At 51.8% G+C, this 19328-nt stretch carries 19 protein-coding genes and 5 tRNA genes; 23 read left to right on the top strand and 1 reads right to left on the bottom strand.

What is annotated here, in order from left to right; translation table 11 throughout:
- Positions 1-81 precede the first annotated feature (81 nt).
- The 12 genes from L3D05_RS13020 to L3D05_RS12965 all read left to right on the top strand — a co-directional run bounded on the left by L3D05_RS13020 (position 82) and on the right by L3D05_RS12965 (position 7414).
- A tRNA-Val gene (locus L3D05_RS13020) sits at positions 82-157 on the top strand.
- Between the two features lie 9 nt (positions 158-166).
- Positions 167-243, top strand: a tRNA-Asp gene (locus L3D05_RS13015).
- A gap of 21 nt (positions 244-264) precedes the next feature.
- A tRNA-Phe gene (locus L3D05_RS13010) sits at positions 265-340 on the top strand.
- Between the two features lie 35 nt (positions 341-375).
- Positions 376-459 (top strand) — tRNA-Tyr (locus tag L3D05_RS13005).
- A 5-nt stretch (positions 460-464) separates the two neighbouring features.
- A tRNA-Lys gene (locus tag L3D05_RS13000) sits at positions 465-540 on the top strand.
- Between the two features lie 314 nt (positions 541-854).
- On the top strand, positions 855-1802 hold the full coding sequence (locus L3D05_RS12995) for an MraY family glycosyltransferase (RefSeq protein ID WP_239616467.1): 948 nt from the start codon (positions 855-857) through the stop codon (positions 1800-1802).
- Positions 1803-1877: 75 nt separating this feature from the next.
- On the top strand, positions 1878-2975 hold the full coding sequence (locus L3D05_RS12990) for a PucR family transcriptional regulator (RefSeq protein WP_239616466.1): 1098 nt from the start codon (positions 1878-1880) through the stop codon (positions 2973-2975).
- 91 nt (positions 2976-3066) lie between these two features.
- Positions 3067-4188, top strand: coding sequence for an ABC transporter ATP-binding protein (locus tag L3D05_RS12985; RefSeq protein WP_239616465.1), 1122 nt, complete (start codon positions 3067-3069; stop codon positions 4186-4188).
- 152 nt (positions 4189-4340) lie between these two features.
- Positions 4341-5273 carry an HPr(Ser) kinase/phosphatase gene (gene hprK, locus L3D05_RS12980; protein WP_239616464.1) on the top strand — a complete coding sequence of 311 codons (933 nt, stop codon included), beginning with the start codon at positions 4341-4343 and terminating at the stop codon, positions 5271-5273.
- Between the two features lie 11 nt (positions 5274-5284).
- Positions 5285-6292, top strand: a complete 1008-nt coding sequence (gene lgt / locus L3D05_RS12975; RefSeq protein WP_239616463.1) for a prolipoprotein diacylglyceryl transferase — start codon at positions 5285-5287, stop codon at positions 6290-6292.
- Positions 6255-6929 carry a pyrophosphatase PpaX gene (ppaX, locus tag L3D05_RS12970; protein ID WP_239616462.1) on the top strand — a complete coding sequence of 225 codons (675 nt, stop codon included), beginning with the start codon at positions 6255-6257 and terminating at the stop codon, positions 6927-6929. The genes lgt and ppaX overlap by 38 nt, the downstream gene beginning before the upstream one ends.
- Entirely contained in the window at positions 6926-7414 is a 489-nt protein-coding gene (locus L3D05_RS12965; RefSeq protein ID WP_239616461.1) for an acyltransferase, read from the top strand. Before ppaX ends, L3D05_RS12965 begins: the two co-directional genes overlap by 4 nt.
- A gap of 20 nt (positions 7415-7434) precedes the next feature.
- On the opposite strand, the gene L3D05_RS12960 is transcribed toward L3D05_RS12965, so the two are convergent.
- The gene (locus tag L3D05_RS12960; RefSeq protein WP_239616460.1) at positions 7435-8406 is read right to left on the bottom strand and encodes a polysaccharide deacetylase family protein; all 972 of its coding nucleotides are present in this window, start codon (positions 8404-8406) and stop codon (positions 7435-7437) included.
- Between the two features lie 505 nt (positions 8407-8911).
- Here L3D05_RS12960 and L3D05_RS12955 point away from each other — a divergent pair.
- From L3D05_RS12955 to L3D05_RS12905, 11 genes are all read left to right on the top strand, one after another.
- Positions 8912-10132: an ATP phosphoribosyltransferase regulatory subunit gene (locus L3D05_RS12955; RefSeq protein WP_239616459.1), complete on the top strand. Its 1221-nt coding sequence runs from the start codon at positions 8912-8914 to the stop codon at positions 10130-10132.
- The gene (hisG, locus tag L3D05_RS12950; RefSeq protein WP_239616458.1) at positions 10129-10767 is read left to right on the top strand and encodes an ATP phosphoribosyltransferase; all 639 of its coding nucleotides are present in this window, start codon (positions 10129-10131) and stop codon (positions 10765-10767) included. Before L3D05_RS12955 ends, hisG begins: the two co-directional genes overlap by 4 nt.
- 21 nt (positions 10768-10788) lie before the next feature.
- A complete protein-coding gene (gene hisD, locus L3D05_RS12945; RefSeq protein ID WP_239616457.1) occupies positions 10789-12072 on the top strand; it encodes a histidinol dehydrogenase in 1284 nt (427 codons plus the stop codon).
- Positions 12073-12074: 2 nt separating this feature from the next.
- Entirely contained in the window at positions 12075-12683 is a 609-nt protein-coding gene (gene hisB, locus L3D05_RS12940) for an imidazoleglycerol-phosphate dehydratase HisB (protein WP_239616456.1), read from the top strand.
- Entirely contained in the window at positions 12684-13307 is a 624-nt protein-coding gene (gene hisH / locus L3D05_RS12935) for an imidazole glycerol phosphate synthase subunit HisH (protein WP_239616455.1), read from the top strand. It begins immediately after the preceding gene.
- Positions 13308-13312: 5 nt separating this feature from the next.
- Positions 13313-14077: a phosphoribosylformimino-5-aminoimidazole carboxamide ribotide isomerase gene (gene hisA / locus L3D05_RS12930; RefSeq protein WP_239616454.1), complete on the top strand. Its 765-nt coding sequence runs from the start codon at positions 13313-13315 to the stop codon at positions 14075-14077.
- 33 nt (positions 14078-14110) lie between these two features.
- A complete protein-coding gene (gene hisF / locus L3D05_RS12925) occupies positions 14111-14869 on the top strand; it encodes an imidazole glycerol phosphate synthase subunit HisF (RefSeq protein WP_239616453.1) in 759 nt (252 codons plus the stop codon).
- The gene (hisIE, locus tag L3D05_RS12920) at positions 14866-15561 is read left to right on the top strand and encodes a bifunctional phosphoribosyl-AMP cyclohydrolase/phosphoribosyl-ATP diphosphatase HisIE (RefSeq protein WP_239616452.1); all 696 of its coding nucleotides are present in this window, start codon (positions 14866-14868) and stop codon (positions 15559-15561) included. Before hisF ends, hisIE begins: the two co-directional genes overlap by 4 nt.
- Before the next feature lie 21 nt (positions 15562-15582).
- Entirely contained in the window at positions 15583-16386 is an 804-nt protein-coding gene (gene hisJ, locus L3D05_RS12915) for a histidinol-phosphatase HisJ (protein WP_239616490.1), read from the top strand.
- Between the two features lie 95 nt (positions 16387-16481).
- Complete coding sequence (locus tag L3D05_RS12910; protein ID WP_239616451.1) at positions 16482-17435, top strand: ribose-phosphate diphosphokinase; 954 nt, start codon at positions 16482-16484, stop codon at positions 17433-17435.
- A 129-nt stretch (positions 17436-17564) separates the two neighbouring features.
- Complete coding sequence (locus L3D05_RS12905) at positions 17565-19295, top strand: tetratricopeptide repeat protein (protein WP_239616450.1); 1731 nt, start codon at positions 17565-17567, stop codon at positions 19293-19295.
- Positions 19296-19328: the final 33 nt, after the last annotated feature.

Below are 19328 nucleotides of genomic sequence, written 5' to 3'. Positions count from 1 at the left end.
TCAGCTGGCTAGAGCATTCGGTTCATACCCGGAGGGTCGGGGGTTCGAGTCCCTTCGCCGCTACCACATCTTTATTCCCATGGAGGCTTAGCTCAGCTGGGAGAGCATCTGCCTTACAAGCAGAGGGTCGGCGGTTCGATCCCGTCAGCCTCCACCATAATATTGCGGAGCTGTGGTGTAGTGGCCTAACATGCCTGCCTGTCACGCAGGAGACCGCGGGTTCGAATCCCGTCAGCTCCGCCATTATTATCTCAAAAGCATTACGGCTCGATAGCTCAGCTGGTAGAGCAGAGGACTGAAAATCCTCGTGTCGGCGGTTCGATTCCGTCTCGAGCCACCATTCTTTATCCGGTTTACCAGACCGGCTTGTATTGTGGAGGATTAGCGAAGTGGCCAAACGCGGGAGACTGTAAATCTCTTCCTTCGGGTTCGGTGGTTCAAATCCATCATCCTCCACCAGTTTCGAGCCATTAGCTCAGTTGGTAGAGCACCTGACTTTTAATCAGGGTGTCGTAGGTTCGAGTCCTACATGGCTCACCAGTATACAAACACGCAGACGTGCGAACGTCTGCTTTTTTGTTTTAAAAATTTGATTATTAATATCCTTAAGAGGCAATTTTATATAGTTAAGTAAAACCTGAGTAGAGCGCCGATGTGACAAAGATTCAGCTGTAGTTGGGTAAAACCTGACTGGAGAGCACCGGAGATTGAAGACTATCAAACTGACCAGCCCACCAAAAAATCCACGTAATTAATTAGCTGCATTAAAGCTTTGCATAATGAATTTATTGGGTATGTCTCCGGCAGCGAAAGGGGAATGTTAAGTTCAAATTCGCTTACCGGAGGAATTATATATGGTTTATTTGTACGCAATGGCGTTCGCATTTGCTTTAGTGATCGTACTTGTGCCAATTGTTCGTAAGATCGCGTTACGCATTGGTTTTGTTGATCGTCCGACACGTCGTAAAATACACGCGGAACCGGTTCCTTTGTCCGGTGGCGTGGCGATATTCGCGGGCGTGATTATCACATCTTTTTTATTCATGGGGCATCATGCTTTATTCAGTTCCCTTATGCTCGGCGGATCTATTCTTGTCGTGATCGGATTGTTAGATGATGCTTACAAGGCTAAAAGCAAAGAGTTTCCAGTGTGGCCGAGGCTATTAGCTTACATTGCCGTTGCTTACATCCCAGTGTGGCAAGGAATCTCCATTCAGGGTGTCTCATCGCCTTCCTCGGCATCCATGATTATATTTTCACCAACAATCGCAGCTCTCTTCACCGTCGTCTGGGTATTCGCGCTCATTAATATGCTTAATTTTATCGATGGAATCGACGGACTTGCTTCGGGCGTATGCGCGATTTCCTCTTTGACCTTATTCGCTGCTTCCTTAATTTTCAATCATACGGATACTGCATTAATAGCTGTGGTGTTGGCAGGAACATGCATGGCATTCTTGGCTTATAATTTTCATCCGGCACGGATCTTCATGGGTGATGCGGGAGCGACTTTCTTAGGTTACACGCTTGCGGTAACAGCTATAGACGGGACTTTGAAGGGGGCTACACTCCTTTCTTTATCGGTGCCAATGCTCGCATTAGGCGTTCCGATTCTGGATACGGTGATCGTGTTCTCCAGAAGGCTAATAGAAGGTAAGGGACTTCACCACGCGGATAATCTACATACGCACCACAGCTTAATGAAGTGGGGCTTAACTCAAGTTCAGACGGTGTCTTTTCTATATTTGATTGCGGCTGTCTTCTCGTTGCTTTCCATCGTCGTCCTATTAGCCCTGCGTTGATGGTCCCGCGTTAGTGCCAAATATGGTACAATGACGCATATATATCGCTTATCTTGCGGACAAGGGGCTTCAAGGATGAATAAAACAAAGCTGCAGCTATTGGGGCAACTTCTGAACGCATCGGTCGTAGCCAAAGTGTTGACGGGAGTCGAGTGGGAAAAGGAAGGCGGCAACAAACATCCCGAGGTCGGAGACGCGATCCAGTTAAAAAGCGCCTGCTTGATGGTCACTCGCGTGAATGGGGCGGAGCTCCACTGTATCGAGGTGGCCGCGACGTTAACACAAGTCGAGAAGCAACTACTTGGATGGGCGGTTCAACAGGGCGGCACACGCCCCAACTCCTCTTCCGGGGCATCCGATTTGGAACGCCAAGCTAGACGATTAGGCGAATGGATACAGCAATCGGTTACGGCCGGCGAGTGGCGAGCCGAAGTTCCGGATCGAATGGAGCTCCGCAACCGTTTGTTCGACGGGATGGTTCCCTTCCTGCTCTTGTGCGAGCAATTGGAAGACAAGGAGCCCTCGTACGTGGAACTGGAGAAGACTATCCGTTCTTTTATATCCGATGAAACCTTGCTCATCCCGTTAAGGGAGCATGAGTGGCTTATTCTAAGTAGTGATCGCGTATTGATGGAAGCGGATTCGGAAGATGACGAAGTGCTCGGCCATGAGGAGACCAAAGAGTTGCTCGCTACGTTGGCAGAGGGCCTGCATCAGCTGATTACGGGAGAATGGGGTGGAGAATGCCACATTGCCGTAGGAGAACCGATCATTCCTTCGGAAAGTGTCATTCGAATTGTAGGTACGCTTAGGGAGACGATATTCCTTGGGCGCAAGTTTCATGTCGGCATGCAGATCCATCTCCCCTGGCTCGTTCATCTCGAAAGATTGCTTAGCGGAATCCCAGAAATGGTCAGATCTCGTTTTGTGGAAGAAATGATGGGGAGACCCGATCTATTCACGGATTCGGAGACGGTATCGACGCTGGACGCGTTCTTCTCCATGGATTGCAATGTTAGCGAAACGGCCAAAAAGTTATTCATTCACCGCAATACGTTATTGTATAGATTGGATAAAATCAAACACGAAGCAGGTTTGGACGTTCGTTCCTTTAACGACGCGGTACTCGTCCGCATCTTATTGCTATTGTACAAAGTCACGAAAAGGAAATGAATTTTTTGTACGCTTTGTGCATAGTCATTAGGCCCATGCGTGAGTTAAGATATTCCTGTACCTTCAAACGAAGTTTAGGGGGAAATGAACAATGGCAGGCGTTCGCTTAGAAAATGTGTACAAAAAATATGCAGGTACCGACAAAGCATCGGTAACCGACTTTAATCTGGATATCCAGGACAAAGAATTCCTCGTACTCGTTGGTCCTTCCGGTTGCGGTAAATCGACCACGCTACGTATGATCGCAGGACTTGAAGAAATTTCCGAAGGCAAGCTGTACATCGGCGACCGCGTCGTAAACGACGTAGCACCGAAAGATCGCGACATCGCAATGGTGTTCCAATCTTACGCCTTGTACCCTCATATGAACGTGTATCAAAACATGGCATTCGGTTTGAAATTGCGTAAATTCCGCAAAGACGAAATCGATCGCCGCGTACGTGAAGCAGCTCGCACGCTTGAAATCGAGCACTTGCTTGATCGCAAACCGAAAGCATTGTCCGGGGGCCAACGCCAACGTGTTGCCTTGGGTCGCGCAATCGTTCGTGAACCGCAAGTCTTCTTGATGGATGAGCCGCTTTCCAACTTGGATGCTAAACTGCGTACACAAATGCGCGCTAACATCAGTAAATTGATGAAACGTCTTGAGACGACTTGTATCTATGTAACCCATGACCAAACAGAAGCAATGACAATGGGAGATCGTATCGTCGTTATGAAAGACGGCTTCATTCAACAAGCTGCTACTCCTGACGTACTTTACAACCACCCGGTTAACTTGTTCGTTGCAGGCTTCATCGGAGCTCCTGCTATGAACTTTATCACTGGTCAATTGGTTGAAGAAGGCGGAGCTGTACGTTTCCGTGCTACTGGCTTCAACGTTGAAGTTCCAGAAGGCAAAGCTAAAGCGCTTCGCGCTAAAGGCTACATCGGCCGCGAAATCATTCTTGGAATTCGTCCAGAAGATTTCCACGAAGAGCCAGTGTTCATCGAAGCTTCTCCAAACAGCATCGTGAACGCAACAATCGAAGTATCCGAGAACTTGGGTCACGAGATGTTCCTCTACCTGAACGGCTTGGGTAAAGACAACGTTATCGCCCGTGTTGACGGACGTTCCGGCCTTCGCGAGAACCAAAACGTTAAGCTCGCGATCGACATGAACAAAATCCACGTATTCGACAAAGACTCGGAACTTAACATTTTCGAGGCTTAATAGAAGCAGTACAGAGCGGAAACCGTTCGGCCAATGGCCGAGCGGTTTTCTTATTGTTAGGAACGGGGTTATAACAAACGGCAAAGTATAAATTGCTTTGTCGGTCTATTTTCGATACGATAAATAAAGGAAATCAGGAAAGGAGCTGTACGATGGCTAAAAAAGTGAGAGTATCGGAGCTCGTGCAGCAATTTCACCTCGAAATTGTCGCAGGTGAAGACGGGTTGCGACGGAAAATCGTGACGGACGACTTGAATCGGCCTGGACTAGAGATGGCTGGCTATTTCAATTATTATCCTGTGGATCGTGCGCAAATGCTCGGACGGACGGAGCTTGCATTCTTGGAGACGTTAACGACGGAAGAACGTCGCGATCGCATGGAGCGGTTATGTCACGAGGAAACTCCGTGCATTATCGTGACCAGAGGATTAGACATACCGAACGAATTAATCGAGATTGCGAACGAACGGCAATTTCCGGTGCTTAGAAGCACGGTGGCCACAACGATTCTTCTCAGCCGGATTACGAACTTCTTGGAGAAGAAGCTAGCCCCATCCGCTACCATCCACGGCGTTCTTGTCGATGTCTATGGCGTTGGGATGCTTATTACCGGAGGAAGCGGAATCGGGAAGAGCGAGACGGCTCTTGAGCTGGTTAAACGCGGCCACAGGCTCATTGCCGATGATGCTGTAGAAATTCGCCAGACGGCGGACAACAACCTATTCGGAACGGCGCCGGATCTGATTCGCCACCTGCTGGAAATTCGCGGTCTAGGCATACTGAACGTCATGACCCTATTCGGTGCTGGCGCGGTGCGCAACCAAACGAGCATTAGCTTGGTTGTGAAGCTGGAAAACTGGCAGCAGGACAAGCAATACGACCGTTTAGGCTTGGATGAGGAAACGACCAAGATTATCGAGACGGAAGTTCCGTTATTGACCGTTCCGGTTAGACCCGGAAGAAACTTAGCGGTTATTTTGGAAGTTGCAGCTATGAATTTCCGTTTGAAACGGATGGGTTATAATGCTGCGCTGCAGTTCACGAACAAATTAACGGAAGCGATCTCCGAAGACGATTACGAATAGAATAGTGGAGGATGAGCATGTTTACTTTACTTTTGGATCCGATTGCGTTTACGCTAGGGCCTTTATCGGTACACTGGTATGGCATCATTCTGGGCTTGGCTGCCTTATCCGGCTTGCTCATTGCGGTACAGGAAGGCAAACGATTCGGGCTTAATCCCGACTTTTTCCTAGACTTGATGCTTTATGGAGTTCCCTCCTCTATCATTGTCGCGCGGTTGTATTACGTTGCTTTCAAATGGGGTTACTACAAAGATCATCCCGGCGAGATTATTCAAATTTGGAATGGCGGAATCGCAATCTACGGCGCATTAATCGGTGCGTTGCTGTGCGGGTTCTTCTATATCCGTGCCAAGGGCTATAGCTTCTGGCGTATCGTCGACATCTGCGCGCCATCGCTGCTGATCGGCCAGATGATCGGGCGTTGGGGTAATTTCGTCAATCAAGAAGCTTATGGCGGCGAGGTAGAGCGGTCTTTCCTAAGCGACACGTTACATATTCCGAAATTTATCGTCGATCAGATGAACGTTAACGGGACTTACCACCACCCTACGTTCCTATATGAATCGTTGTGGAGCTTGCTCGGTTTAATTATTTTGTTCGTCATTAGAAGACGGAATTTCTTGCGCGAGGGAGAATTGTTCTTCTCCTACTTTATCTGGTATTCCATTGGCCGATTCTTCATCGAGCCGCTGCGGACGGATAGCTTGGGATTCAAAGGTCCGGCGTGGCTGGAGTCGCTGTTAAACGCATTGTGGTCGCCAATGAAGGCGCTATTCGAACAAGGATATTTGAATCCCGAGGAAGGCAATGTCCGCATATCGCAGTTACTGGCGATATTAATCGTTATTGCAGGCATCATATTGATAACGGTACGTCGCAAAATGGGACTGGCAAGGCAGAAGTATAACGATCCGCTAATCAGCACCAAAGCAAAGCCTGTAGAAGCGGATGCGGTACAAGAGGGAACGGAGACTAGCGAGAATGACACAACGCAAGAAGATCACGACCGTACTGTTTGACCTTGACGGTACGATTATCGATACGAACGAGCTCATCATCCAGTCGTTCATCCATGCGCTTAAGGGGATCGCGCCGGAAGGGTTCGGGAGAGAACATATCATTCCAAGTATGGGGCAGCCTCTGACGATGCAATTACAGCACTTCTCAGGTCGTCAAGACGTGGCGAGCCTTACGCAAGCCTATCGGGAGTATAACCACATTCGTCATGACGAGATGGTATCGATGTTCCCGGGAGTCGCGGATGTCGTAGCTCGGTTGCACGCGGCAGGAATTCGTATGGGAATCGTTACGACGAAAATGAGAGCATCCTCGATTAGAGCGTTAGAACTGCTTGGTCTGTACAAGTATATGGAGACGCTGGTGAGCTTGGATGACGTTGAACATGCGAAGCCTCATCCCGAGCCGGTAGCCAAAGCGATTCAAGCGTTAGGAGTGGAACCTTCCGAAACGTTCATGGTTGGGGATAGCTCCGTGGATATGAAGTCTGCTATAGCCGCGGGGGCGATCCCGGTAGGCGTTGCATGGTCCCTTAAAGGGGAAAATCATTTATTGGAGGCGGGAGCCGTTCATATGCTTCATGAAATGAATGAGCTCTTGGCTTTATGCGGAATCGAGTTGGAGGGTGGCGAAGGTTGAGAAACGTAGAGCGGTATCCGGTGGACGGACCGAATGCGCTTTGGCAAATGTATCGAACCATTTCGCGCTTTAAGGCGGTTCGCAATTTCGTGTTCATACAGATATCGCGCTATTGTCCAAGCCTCCCCGTCAAAAATTGGATTTACAGACGTGTCCTCGGCATGAAGGTGGGACGCCATACGGCGTTCGCCCTCATGGTGATGGTCGACGTCTTTTTTCCTGAACGGATATCGGTAGGCGACAATTCGATTATCGGGTACAACAGCACGTTGCTTACTCATGAGTACTTGATTAAGGAATACCGTCTTGGGGATATTCGAATCGGTTCCAACGTCATGATCGGAGCTAACGTTACGATTCTTCCAGGGGTGACGATAGGGGACGGAGCCGTGGTGGCTGCCGGGTCGGTCGTGCATAAGGATGTTGCGCCTAACACTTTCGTAGGTGGGAATCCCATGAGAGTTATCGAGCGCAAAAGCGAATAACCCTCATGGAATGATTAAGTTTAAGTGGATGAACTCCCCTTGCTGTTCCCCTTTCTCGCCTCAAGCAGCTTCCAGCCCGATCTTAACCAGAATAAACCTGCGATCAGTAGGACAACTAAAGTCCATAACGTAAAGTGCGGATTAGTAGGTTCGCTCTTGAAATGGTTATTTCCAATCCGTTCCTGCGCATGTTTCATAAGGGAAAGCTGCAACACGGGGTCATTCGTCATTCCGCCGGCGTTTAACCGGTAGCCGTTGTGTTGTCCGGTTTTATTTAATCCGCTTTTTACTGACAATGTAATATCAATGCCTAGATCCTTACATATAGCGAGCAATGATTTGGAGAATGCCCCATAAGGAAAAGCAAGAATGTGATTTTGTTCGCCCAGCTTCTCTTGCAGAATCTCATTTGCTTTTTTCAAATCGTTAGTTACGCGTAGAGTGTATTCTTCCTCTGTTTCCACTCTATCCTGATCCTTTAAATACATTCTACGGGCGAGCTTAGACTTGAGCTTCCGATTCGCTGATTCGGTCGGGACATACTTATGCGAGTCGTACGTATGGCTGAAAAATTCCATTCCGTTCTGGTGCATGAGCTTTACTTGTTCCCAGGTCACCTTCGGGACTCCTTTTTCCTTAGGATTGCTAACCGAGTTGACGATCAGGAAGCTGGAAGCGGGCGCGTTGTATTTCCGTAGGATAGGATAGGCATATTCATAGAGAGATTCGTATCCGTCATCGAACGTAAGCAGCACCGCATTCGCGGGAACAGGCTTGCCATGCAGAATGAAATCCCTGTATTGGCTCATCGTAATCCAATGAAAATTGTTGACGCTCATCAATTGGATTTGTTTTTCGAAATTTGCGACGGAAATCTGAGCGATATCATCCGGCGTCGGGCTGAGATCATGATACATGAGTACAAGCACGCGATCTTGATAATAGATACCGTTGGGGTCATCTGGCTCAGGAACCAGGCCCTTATACTTCACGGCTGGGTCTTCCGGATCTTCCTCTTGGGAGGAGGAGAGTCGATTTAGAAGAGGGATATGCGAAGAATACCTCTGAAGAAAGAAGTAGCAAAGCGTGAGCGATATTAGGGCGACAATGATTGACCATACGATAAATCTTGATTTAATTGACATTTCCAAGCTCCTTGATACGAATGGTGATATCCGGGGTAATCGGAACGGCTTGAATAAACCGCAAACGGAACCCCACTACCAGTTAACTAGAAAATATACGTGAATGCAAGTTGTTGGAATGAGCTGTTTGTCGTAATGGGAAAAAAAGTGCGGATTGAAAGAAAAAAGAAGCGAATTACGGCATGGGATTAGAGGATTGACTGAGCGGGAGCGACATGGTAATATACGACTAACCTCTTTATGTTGGCAGTATGGTAACATGGTAAAACTTTAACGTAGTAAAGCGAAATTAAGCTCCATAAGATAATGGAAAATTATGATTTTGTGTGATAGAGACGAGGGTGAACCATTCATGACGAAACCAAAAGTGTTCGAAAAACCGACGGGAGTTAAAGACTATCTGCCGCACGCAGTGACCAAGCTACGCCGTATCGAGCGAAACGTGCTGGATTGCATGCGTCTGTGGGGATACGAGCAAATTATCACGCCGACCATCGAATATTACGATACGGTTGGGGTGGCTAGCGCTACATCCGATCAGAAGCTGTTCAAGCTGCTTAATCAACGCGGAACAACAATCGTACTACGCTCTGACATGACTGCGCCGATTGCGCGGGTTGTCGGATCGTTGCTTAAGGATAAGCCGTTCCCGATACGGCTTAGCTATCATGGCAACTTATTCCGTGCTTTCGAGGAAGAAGGCGGACGGGATGCCGAGTTTTATCAAACCGGCGTCGAGCTGGTTGGCGATTCTTCCCCGGAAGCGGATGCGGAAGTGATCGCCCTCGCGATTGCTTCCTTGAAGGCTGCGGGCGTGCCGTCCTTTAAGATCGCGATGGGTCATGTCGGCTTCCTGAACGGTTTATTCCAGGAAACGCTACCCGGTCTTGAGAGCGAGCAGGAAGCGTTGAAGGCTTGTCTGCTGCAACGAGACCATGTCGGATACAGGGACGTTATTCGCGGCTTGTCGCTCGACTCCGCATGGAAGCGGGAGTTAGAAGATATTTTGCGGCTTCGCGGGGGGCAGGAAGTATGCTCTCAAGCGTTAGAGCTTAGCGCGAACGAAGGTGCCCAAGCGGCGATCAAGCATCTATGCGAAGTATGGGACGTGCTGGAAGCTTACGGGATACAGGAGCATGTGCTGATCGATCTGACGATGATCGGCGACTTCACTTATTATACGGGGCTTACATTCGAGGGATATGCATCTCAATTGGGCTTCCCGGTTTGCAGCGGTGGCAGATACGACAACCTGCTGGCCCAATTCGGCCGTCCGGCGCACGCGACGGGTTTCGCTTTGAAAACAACCCGAATTCTCGAGGTCGTGGAGGATGCGGAGGAAGAGCAAGAACGCTGCTTGATCGTATATGACTCTTCTGAACGGAAACAGGCTTTGCAAGACGCGGAACGTCGGCGCGCTCAGGGGCAGACAGTCGTAACTGTCGTCTATTCGCCTGAAGACAAGGAACAGCTAGCCGTACGGCAGTGGGACGGTTCCGGAACGATCTCCTATCGGGGGACGGAGTACCGATATGCGGTTAGCATCGGCAAGGAAGCGGAGGGCTTGGCATGACGGATAACGGCGTGTTGAAGGTTGCAATGCCTAAAGGGCGTATCTATAAGCAGGCGAGTAAGTTGTTTCGGCAAGCGGGGCTCCATATTCCGGAAGATTTCGACGATTCCCGGAAGTTGATCATTCCAGTGCCGGAAGCAAACATGGAATTCATCATGGCGAAGCCGGTCGATGTGCCTACCTACGTAGAATACGGGGTGGCGGATATCGGGATCGTGGGCAAAGACGTGCTCATGGAGGAAAGTAAAGACGTATACGAGTTGCTCGATCTTGGAATCGCCAAATGCCGGATGTCGGTCATCGGGCTGCCGGACTGGAAGCCGACCATTCATCCTCGGGTGGCTTCGAAATACGCCAACGTGGCTTCTCAATATTTCCGCGAGCAAGGCCAACAGGTGGAAGTGATTAAATTGAACGGCTCGATCGAGCTGGCGCCGTTGATCGGACTTGCGGATCGCATCGTCGACATGGTGGAAACCGGCCAGACGCTGAAAGAGAACGGACTGGTAGAGATGGAAACATTGTTTCAGGTCACGAGCCGTTTAATCGCGAATCGGGTAAGCTACCGGCTGAAAAACGTAGCGATTCAAGAGTTGTGCGATCGGTTAGGTACGGTTATCTCCGCACAGGCGTAATCGGGATGAGGAGGAGTACGGATGTATAAAGGCAAAGCTTCTGATTTTCAACTGGAGCGGGAGAGCGAATATGGCTCCCCGGAGCAGAACGCCGCAGTCAAGGAAATCGTCGACGCCGTTAAACGGGAAGGCGATGAAGCGCTTCTGCGCTACACGGCCGCGTTCGATAAAGTGATTTTGAGACCGGAGCAGCTGCGCGTTACGGACGAGGAAATCCAAGGGGCGTATGCGAAGGTAGAACCGGAGTTTCTGGATGCGCTTCGTCAAGCGGCGGCGAATATTACGGCTTTCCATGAAAAGCAGAAACGCGGAACTTGGATAGACGTAGCGCCGGACGGCACGATGCTGGGAATGGTGCTTCGGCCGCTTAAGCGGGTCGGACTGTATGTGCCTGGGGGTAAGGCGGCGTACCCGTCGTCGGTGCTCATGAACGTGCTTCCGGCCAAGGTGGCCGGCGTGCCGGAGATCGTATTGGTCACGCCCCCGGCGACCGGCGGGCGGGAAGGCATTGATCCGTACATCTTAGTGGCGGCCGCGGAAGCGGGCGTTACGGAGATGTACCGGGTTGGCGGGGCGCAGGCGGTAGCTGCGCTAGCCTACGGGACGGCGAGTATTCCCGCCGTCGATAAGATTTGCGGGCCCGGCAACATCTACGTGGCGCTAGCGAAGCGCGCCGTATACGGTGCTGTCGACATCGACAGCATCGCGGGCCCGAGCGAGATTGTCGTGCTGGCCGACGACAGCGCGGATCCGCGGTTTATTGCCGCGGATATGCTGTCGCAAGCGGAGCACGACGAGATGGCGTCGGCGGTGCTCGTGACGCCGTCGCAGGCTTTGGCCGACGCGGTCGCGGCGGAGCTGGAGCGGCAGGTGGCTACGCTGCCGCGCGTTGAGATTGCTCGGCGCTCGCTGGAGCAATACGGTGCGATCTTGGTCGTGGACAGCCTGGACGAAGGGCTGGATGTCGTGAATAAGCTGGCGCCGGAGCATCTGGAAGTGATGACCGAGGATCCGCTTGATTTGCTTGGCCGGATCGAGACGGCAGGCGCGATCTTCCTCGGTCCTTACAGCTCCGAGCCGGTGGGAGATTATTTCGCCGGTCCGAACCATATTTTGCCGACGAACGGAACCGCGAGGTTCTCTTCTCCGCTGAACGTGGACGATTTTCTGAAGAAATCCAGTTTGATCCGATATAGCAAGAATGCATTGTTCAGAGACGCTGCAGGGATTGCGACGCTTGCCCGCCATGAAGGGCTGGAAGCTCACGCCCGCGCGGTGGAAATCCGATTGGAAGGTAGGGAATAGAAATGAGTGAAGAGCAATTGAAAGCAGGCCGCAGTTCGGCCGTATCCCGCAAGACGAATGAAACGGACATCCAATTGTCCTTGGGAGTAGACGGTACTGGAGAGGTGTCCATCGAGACGGACGTTCCTTTCCTGAATCACATGTTGGATCTGTTCGCTAAGCACGGACAATTCGATCTCAAAGTGGACGCTCGCGGCGACGTGGACATCGACGATCACCATACGGTCGAGGATATCGGGATTTGCCTGGGTCAGGTGCTTCGCGAAGCGTTAGGAGACAAAGCAGGCATTAAGCGTTATGCCAGCGTATTCGTGCCGATGGACGAGGCGCTTGCGCAAGTCGTGATCGACATCAGCAACCGTCCGCATTTCGAATTGCGCGGGGAGTTCCCGGCAGCTACCGTCGGCAGCTTCACGACGGAGCTCGTACACGAGTTTCTATGGAAATTGGCGCTTGAAGCGCGAATTACTTTACATGTCATCGTCCACTACGGACGTAATACGCACCACATGATCGAAGCGGTATTCAAAGCGCTCGGACGCGCGCTAGACGAAGCGACTTCGATCGATCCACGCGTGAAGGGCGTGCCTTCTACCAAAGGAGTGTTGTAAGTGATCGCCATTATCGACTACGGCATGGGCAACCTGCATAGCGTCAGCAAAGCCGTAGAGAGGTTGGGTTGCGAGATGATCGTAACCTCCGATCCGGAGCAGATTCTCGCTGCCGACGGCGCGATATTGCCCGGCGTCGGCGCTTTCGGCGACGCCATGGCCAATCTCCGGGATACCGGGTTGGTGGACGTGGTGAAAGCCTATGCTGCTTCCGGCAAACCGCTTCTCGGAATTTGTCTGGGAATGCAGCTTTTGTTCACCGAAAGCGAGGAGCATGGCGTGCACCAAGGCTTGGATTTGCTTCCCGGCCGGGTTGTTCGTTTCCAGGGCGATTATAAAGTGCCGCATATGGGCTGGAATGAGCTTACGTTTCAACAACCGAGCCCTCTATTCGATGGAGTAGAGCCCGGACACGTCTATTTCGTTCACTCTTATCACGTTTTGCCGGAACTAAGCTCGGATCTGCTCGCGGTAACGGACTACTACCAGCCGGTTACGGCAATCGTTGGACGGGGTTCCCTATTCGGGATGCAATTCCATCCGGAGAAAAGCGGCGTTCTTGGCATGGCGTTGCTGCGCAAGTTCACGGATATGACAGTCGGGAAAACTATAATGAAGGACTGAGAGATTTGAAGTTCAGACCTTGTATTGATATTCACCAAGGTAAGGTGAAGCAGATCGTCGGGGAGACGCTTCAAGCGGACACCTCGAAGGTCGTGGAGAACTTCGTCTCCGAACGGGAGGCGGACTACTATGCTTCGCTGTATAAACAAGACGGGTTAACTGGCGGGCATATCATCATGCTCGGAGACGGCAACCGGGAGGCTGCGCTGTCGGCGCTAAGGGCATATCCAGGCGGTTTGCAGATCGGCGGCGGCATCACAGCGGAGAACGCGGCAGCCTACTTATGTGAAGGGGCTTCGCACGTCATCGTCACTTCTTACGTTTTCCGGGACGGTCGCCTGCAGATGGATAACCTGCGGCGAATCGTTTCGGAGGTTGGTCGGGAACGACTTGTACTTGACCTCAGCTGCAAGGAACGGGATGGAAAATGGTATGTAGTGACAAACCAGTGGAAGACGTTTAGCGATTTGGAGGTAAACGAAGCAAATGTCCGAGAGCTCGAAAGCTACTGCGACGAGTTTCTGATCCACGCGGTCGACGTTGAGGGTAAGCGGGAGGGCGTCCAAGAGAAGCTGGCAGCTAAGCTATCCGAATGGGCAAGAATTCCGACCACTTACGCAGGTGGTGCGCGATCGATCACGGATTTGGCGCGATTCCGGGAGTTGACGAGCGGCAAGCTGGACATTACGATCGGCAGCGCCCTCGATATTTTCGGAGGAACTTTGTCCTATAGCGAAGTCGTGGCCTATTGCGATCCGTCGCGGTCGTGATAGCGGAGAACGCGATAAAAGGAGGAACGCAACATGCTGGCCAAACGAATCATTCCTTGCCTCGACGTTAAAGACGGGCGAGTCGTTAAGGGAGTTAATTTTGTAAATCTGCGCGATGCCGGAGATCCGGTGGAGCTTGCGGCAATCTATGACCGCGAGGGCGCGGATGAGCTTGTGTTCCTGGACATCTCCGCATCGGTAGAAGGACGGGCCACGATGGTCGACGTCGTTCGCCGGACGGCCGGGGAAATTACGATTCCCTTTACGGTTGGCGGAGGCATCTCCGCCGTCGAAGACATGAAGCGACTGCTCCGCGCCGGAGCAGACAAGATCGGCATTAACACGGCGGCGATCCGCAACCCGGATCTGATCACGGACGGCTCGCGGACGTTCGGTGCGCAGTGTATCGTCGTGGCAATCGATGCGAAGTTCAATGCGGAGTGGGGAGAATGGGAAGTATTCACTCACGGCGGCCGCAACGCGACGGGCATTCGCGCGCTTGCTTGGGCGCAAGAAGCGGAGCGCCGGGGAGCCGGGGAGCTTCTGCTGACAAGCATGGACGCGGACGGAACGAAGGACGGCTTCGATGTCGCTCTTACGAGCGCGGTATCGAGCAGCGTAGGCATTCCGGTCATCGCCTCCGGCGGAGCGGGCAACGCCCAGCATTTCGCGGACGTATTCGCGGAAGGCCGCGCGGACGCGGCGCTTGCCGCAAGCATTTTCCATTACAAAGAAGTGTCGGTGCAAGAGGTTAAAGATACGCTACGCGGTAAAGGAGTGAACGTACGATGACACAACAAGAATCAGCTCAATTACAGGATCAAATCAAATGGAGCCCGGACGGGCTTGTGCCGGCCATCGTGCAAGACGCGCTGAGCAAAGAAGTGCTGATGCTGGCGTATATGAATAAAGAGTCTTTGCATAAGTCGCTGGAAAGCGGCCAAACGTGGTTCTGGAGCCGCTCCCGGAACGAATTGTGGAACAAGGGCGCGACAAGCGGCCATACGCAGCAAATCGTCTCTCTGCATTACGATTGCGACGGCGATACATTGCTCGTGAAAGTGCGTCAGAACGGCCCTGCCTGCCATACGGGGGCTTACAGCTGCTTCTATCGCGAAGGAACCTTAGATGCGGCGAATGATAGCCAAGCGGCCTCGACATCCTTGCAGTCGCACGATGACGATCGGTTCGGTCCGTTAAGCCGCCTCGAAACGACGATCGCGCAAAGAGACGCGGAACGTCCGGAAGGCGCGTACACGACTTACCTTTTCGAGAAGGGCGTAGACAAAATTCTCAAGAAGGTCGGCGAGGAAACCGCGGAAGTGATCATTGCCGCCAAAAACCGCGATCAAGACGAGCTTCGTTGCGAAGCTGCGGATTTGATTTTCCACTTGATGGTTCTATTGCGCGAGCAAGGCATTCCGTTCGATGGGGTTCTGCAAGAGCTTGAATTCCGGAACCGGAAGCCGGTCAAGAATGATTAGGTGACGGTGATGAGTACATCCATGCGCATCGACTATCATACGCATAACTATCGTTGCGGACACGCGGTCGGGACTTTAGAAGAATACGTGTTAAGCGCGATTGACAAAGGCATGGAGCAAATCGGCTTGTCCGATCACATGCCTTTGCTTCATGTCAGCCCGGAAGAGCATCCCGATATCGCGATGTCGATGGAAGAGCTTCCCCGATACGTGGAGGAATGCCTTAGCCTGCAGGAAAAGTACAAGGACAGAATCGCCGTGCGAGTCGGCTTGGAAGGGGATTACATCGAAGGCTACGAGGAACAGATCGAAGCAATCGTGAACGGATACCCGTGGGATTACGTGATCGGCTCGGTTCATTTTCTCGGCACTTGGGACGTAACGGATTTCCGGCAGGTGCATCAATGGGAAGGCAGGAGCGTCATCGGGGCTTACGAGCAGTACTTCGATGCGATCCAGAAAGCGGCGGCTACAGGCTTCTACGACTATATCGGCCATATCGATGCCATCAAGCGGTTCGGCTTCCGTCCCGAGGAGGATGCGACTCCGTTGGAGGATGCCGCCCTTAAGGCCGTTAAACGGCACGATCTTGCTTTCGAGCTTAACGCAGCAGGCTTCTATGCCCCATGCAAGGAAATGTATCCCTCCGTTGGCATGCTCGAAAGAGCAATGGCTCTCGACATCCCGGTTACCTATGGTTCCGATGCTCATCACCCCGATAAAGTGGGGCAAAAAGGGGCAGATGCGCAAACGATGCTGAAAAACGTCGGATATTCGCACATAGCCACGTTTGAGCGGCGCAAACGGGTGTTGAAACCTTTTTGAAATCCAGCCGTACTCATGTATAATGTAGGTTGACTATAGGTTTACTGACGGTTTTCGACACATGGAGTGTTGAATAGCTAAATTTGGAGGGGCACATGTACAGCAGCAGCAAGCTTCGTATCTTTTCGGGATCATCCAATCCATTGTTGGCAAGTAAAATAGCCGAGCATCTTGGGTTGCCGCTTGGGAAAATCAAACTTTCCCGGTTCAAGAGCGGCGAGGTATACGTTCACTATGAGGAAACGATTCGTAATTGCGACGTGTTCATAGTCCAATCGTTATCCCATCCGATCAATGACTACTTCGTAGAGTTGCTGGTCATGATCGATGCCGCAAAAAGGGCATCCGCTCGTACCATCAACGTCGTATTGCCGTACTATGGCTATGCTCGTCAAGAACGAAAAGCCGCTCCGCGCGAGCCAATATCCGCGAAGATGGTTGCCGATGTACTAACGACAGTAGGCGCACACCGGATCGTTACGATCGATCTTCATGCTCCTGCCATTCAAGGTTTCTTCAATATTCCGGTCGATCACCTGACTGCGCTGGATTTAATCAGCGATTATCTGAAGGCTAAGAATATCCGTAACCCGGTTGTCGTCTCGCCTGATGCCGGACGAGCTTCGACGGCCGAGAAGCTGGCCAACCAATTGGATTGCGCTTTCGCCATCATGATTAAGAAACGCCCGGCGCATAACGAATCCGTCATCACCCATGTTATAGGGGATGTCCAAGGCTGTACGCCGATCATTATCGAAGACATGATCGATACCGGAACGACGATCGTGAACGTCGTGGAAGGTTTGAAGGAACGCGGAGCGGAAGACGTGTTCGTATGCGCCACGCATCCGCTGTTCTCAGGTCCTGCCTTGCAACGTCTCGATCATCCGAACATTAAGGAAGTCGTCGTTACGGACTCCATCTTGTTGCCGGAAGAGCGTTCCTCGCGCTTCAAGGTCATTACCGTTGCTCCGATGTTAGCGGAAGCTACTCGTATTATCATGGAGGGCGGCTCGATCAGCACGCTCTTCAAGAACGCAGGAATTTAGTCGGAAGATAGATAGAACCATCGGTGAACGTCGAATCGCGTTCGCCGATGGTTTTATTTTATGGATTGCTCAGGCTGTGATATAATCGTGGGTGATGAAGTTCCAGAACACCTAGGAGGTGCCTTGCCGATGAGTCAGCGGAAGCGTGCGGCCAACAACCGACGTCCCAAAGTGATCCCGATGCGTCTGGACGCTACATTCTTTTTCGAACGTGCCGTACAGTCGCTGGATCGATACCACTACGACAAGGCACTTAAATATTTTCGCCGGGCGGTCGAGTACGAACCGGAAAATCCGGTCAATCACTGCAACATGGCAGGTATTCTGTCGGAGATGGGGCGTTACGAGGAATCGAACGTCATTCTTCGCTCGGTATTGGATCAGATCGATCCGGGCATGACGGAATGCTATTATTACTTAGCTAACAACTACGCCAATATGGAATTGTTCGAAGCCGCAGAAGAAGCGCTTGTCCGGTATTTGGAGAACGATCTCGAGGGACAGTTTCTGGATGAGTCGGACGAATTGCTCGATCTGCTGAATTACGAGCTGAACCGGCCTACCAAGCTAGTTACCATTAAGGCGAAGGAAAATATATACGCGCACGACAAAGCCCGCGAGCTGCTGGAAGCAGGACATTTCGCGGAAGCCGTTAAGATGCTGGAAGAAATTATTGGGCGAGAACCCGACTTTCTCGCTGCAAGGAATAACCTGGGACTGGCATACTACTATATGGGATTATTCGAGAAATCGATCGTCACCATTACGGAAGTGCTTGAAGCGGAACCCGGGAATTTGCATGCGCTTTGCAATCTCGCGATTTTCTACCAGCATTCGAATCAAGATGGGCCGCTGCAGGCTTTGATCGAGAAGCTGAACAAGACGGTGCCGTTCCATCCCGAGCATGTGTTCAAGATGGCGACCACGCTAGGAATCGTTGGAGAGCATCGCGAGGCTTACGGGCACTTCCGCCGTTTGCTAAGGACGGGAGAGCTTTCGGGAGAACCGAGCCTGCACCACTTCGCGGCCGTGGCGGCCGTGAATCTGCAACGTTACGATGATGCGGAGAAACACTGGAAGCAAGCCGAGAAGCTGGACGCGGAATCGCCCGTTCCCTCGTTTTATTTGCGGAGGCTGGAACAGGTTCGCGCGGGAGAGGAAAGTCCCCCGACTCATTATCATTACCATTTGCCCTTCGAAGAGCAATTTCGGCAATGGGAGCATAGTCCGGGTCAAGTGACGGAGGCATTGAAGCGCGATCCGCTCATTCGTTCTTCCTTCTTCTGGGCACTTCGCCATGGAGACCGCCGTACGAAGGTTCAGGTCATTCAAGCGCTGGGGCTCGTCGCCGACGAAGAAGTTATCGAAGCGTTGAAAGCCTTCTTGATCGATGCGGATGAGGACGACGAATTGAAGCGAGTAGCCGTTCTCGTGCTGCGTTCCATCGGAGTCCAGGATTCGTTGATCGTTATGTTCAGCGGACGGACGATTACGCTTGAGGCGCGACGCAAGTCGGCGAAGCTGCCGGTATGGGACAGTGCTTGGCAAGCCGTTCTGGAGCAAGCGCTCGAAGGCATGTCGGGACGGTATGACGTCGTACAGCAGCACGATATGATGACGTTGTGGGTCGACTACTTGTCCCGTGTTTATCCCGAAGTGCCTAAGCTTCATAAGTCGACAGGTTGGGCTGCGGCCTTGGAATATTGGACGGCCAAGATGCACCGCAGAACGGTTACTTACGCGGATTTGGTTAGTCGCTATGGCGTCTCCCAAGCGAGCATAAGCCGTTATGCGAACCGAATTGACGAAGCATGCGGCATTCGGGAGAAGCTAGATTTAACGACGCCTTCTTTTCACTAAACCGTGTTCGTAGGCAGAACGTTGCACAATAGG

It is taken from the genome of Cohnella mopanensis (assembly GCF_022352055.1).
Classification (GTDB): domain Bacteria; phylum Bacillota; class Bacilli; order Paenibacillales; family Paenibacillaceae; genus Cohnella; species Cohnella mopanensis.
Note: the sequence above shows the minus strand (reverse complement) of the source record. Positions and strands in the feature narration are given on the sequence as shown.

Bases quoted from the DNA above. Each gene is read 5' to 3' on its own strand.
- L3D05_RS12995 (WP_239616467.1), top strand. From the start codon at position 855: ATGGTTTATTTGTACGCAATGGCGTTCGCATTTGCTTTAGTGATCGTA.
- L3D05_RS12990 (WP_239616466.1), top strand. From the start codon at position 1,878: ATGAATAAAACAAAGCTGCAGCTATTGGGGCAACTTCTGAACGCATCG.
- L3D05_RS12985 (WP_239616465.1), top strand. From the start codon at position 3,067: ATGGCAGGCGTTCGCTTAGAAAATGTGTACAAAAAATATGCAGGTACC.
- hprK (WP_239616464.1), top strand. From the start codon at position 4,341: ATGGCTAAAAAAGTGAGAGTATCGGAGCTCGTGCAGCAATTTCACCTC.
- lgt (WP_239616463.1), top strand. From the start codon at position 5,285: ATGAGCATGTTTACTTTACTTTTGGATCCGATTGCGTTTACGCTAGGG.
- ppaX (WP_239616462.1), top strand. From the start codon at position 6,255: ATGACACAACGCAAGAAGATCACGACCGTACTGTTTGACCTTGACGGT.
- L3D05_RS12955 (WP_239616459.1), top strand. From the start codon at position 8,912: ATGACGAAACCAAAAGTGTTCGAAAAACCGACGGGAGTTAAAGACTAT.
- hisG (WP_239616458.1), top strand. From the start codon at position 10,129: ATGACGGATAACGGCGTGTTGAAGGTTGCAATGCCTAAAGGGCGTATC.
- hisD (WP_239616457.1), top strand. From the start codon at position 10,789: ATGTATAAAGGCAAAGCTTCTGATTTTCAACTGGAGCGGGAGAGCGAA.
- hisB (WP_239616456.1), top strand. From the start codon at position 12,075: ATGAGTGAAGAGCAATTGAAAGCAGGCCGCAGTTCGGCCGTATCCCGC.
- hisF (WP_239616453.1), top strand. From the start codon at position 14,111: ATGCTGGCCAAACGAATCATTCCTTGCCTCGACGTTAAAGACGGGCGA.
- hisIE (WP_239616452.1), top strand. From the start codon at position 14,866: ATGACACAACAAGAATCAGCTCAATTACAGGATCAAATCAAATGGAGC.
- hisJ (WP_239616490.1), top strand. From the start codon at position 15,583: ATGCGCATCGACTATCATACGCATAACTATCGTTGCGGACACGCGGTC.
- L3D05_RS12910 (WP_239616451.1), top strand. From the start codon at position 16,482: ATGTACAGCAGCAGCAAGCTTCGTATCTTTTCGGGATCATCCAATCCA.
- L3D05_RS12905 (WP_239616450.1), top strand. From the start codon at position 17,565: ATGAGTCAGCGGAAGCGTGCGGCCAACAACCGACGTCCCAAAGTGATC.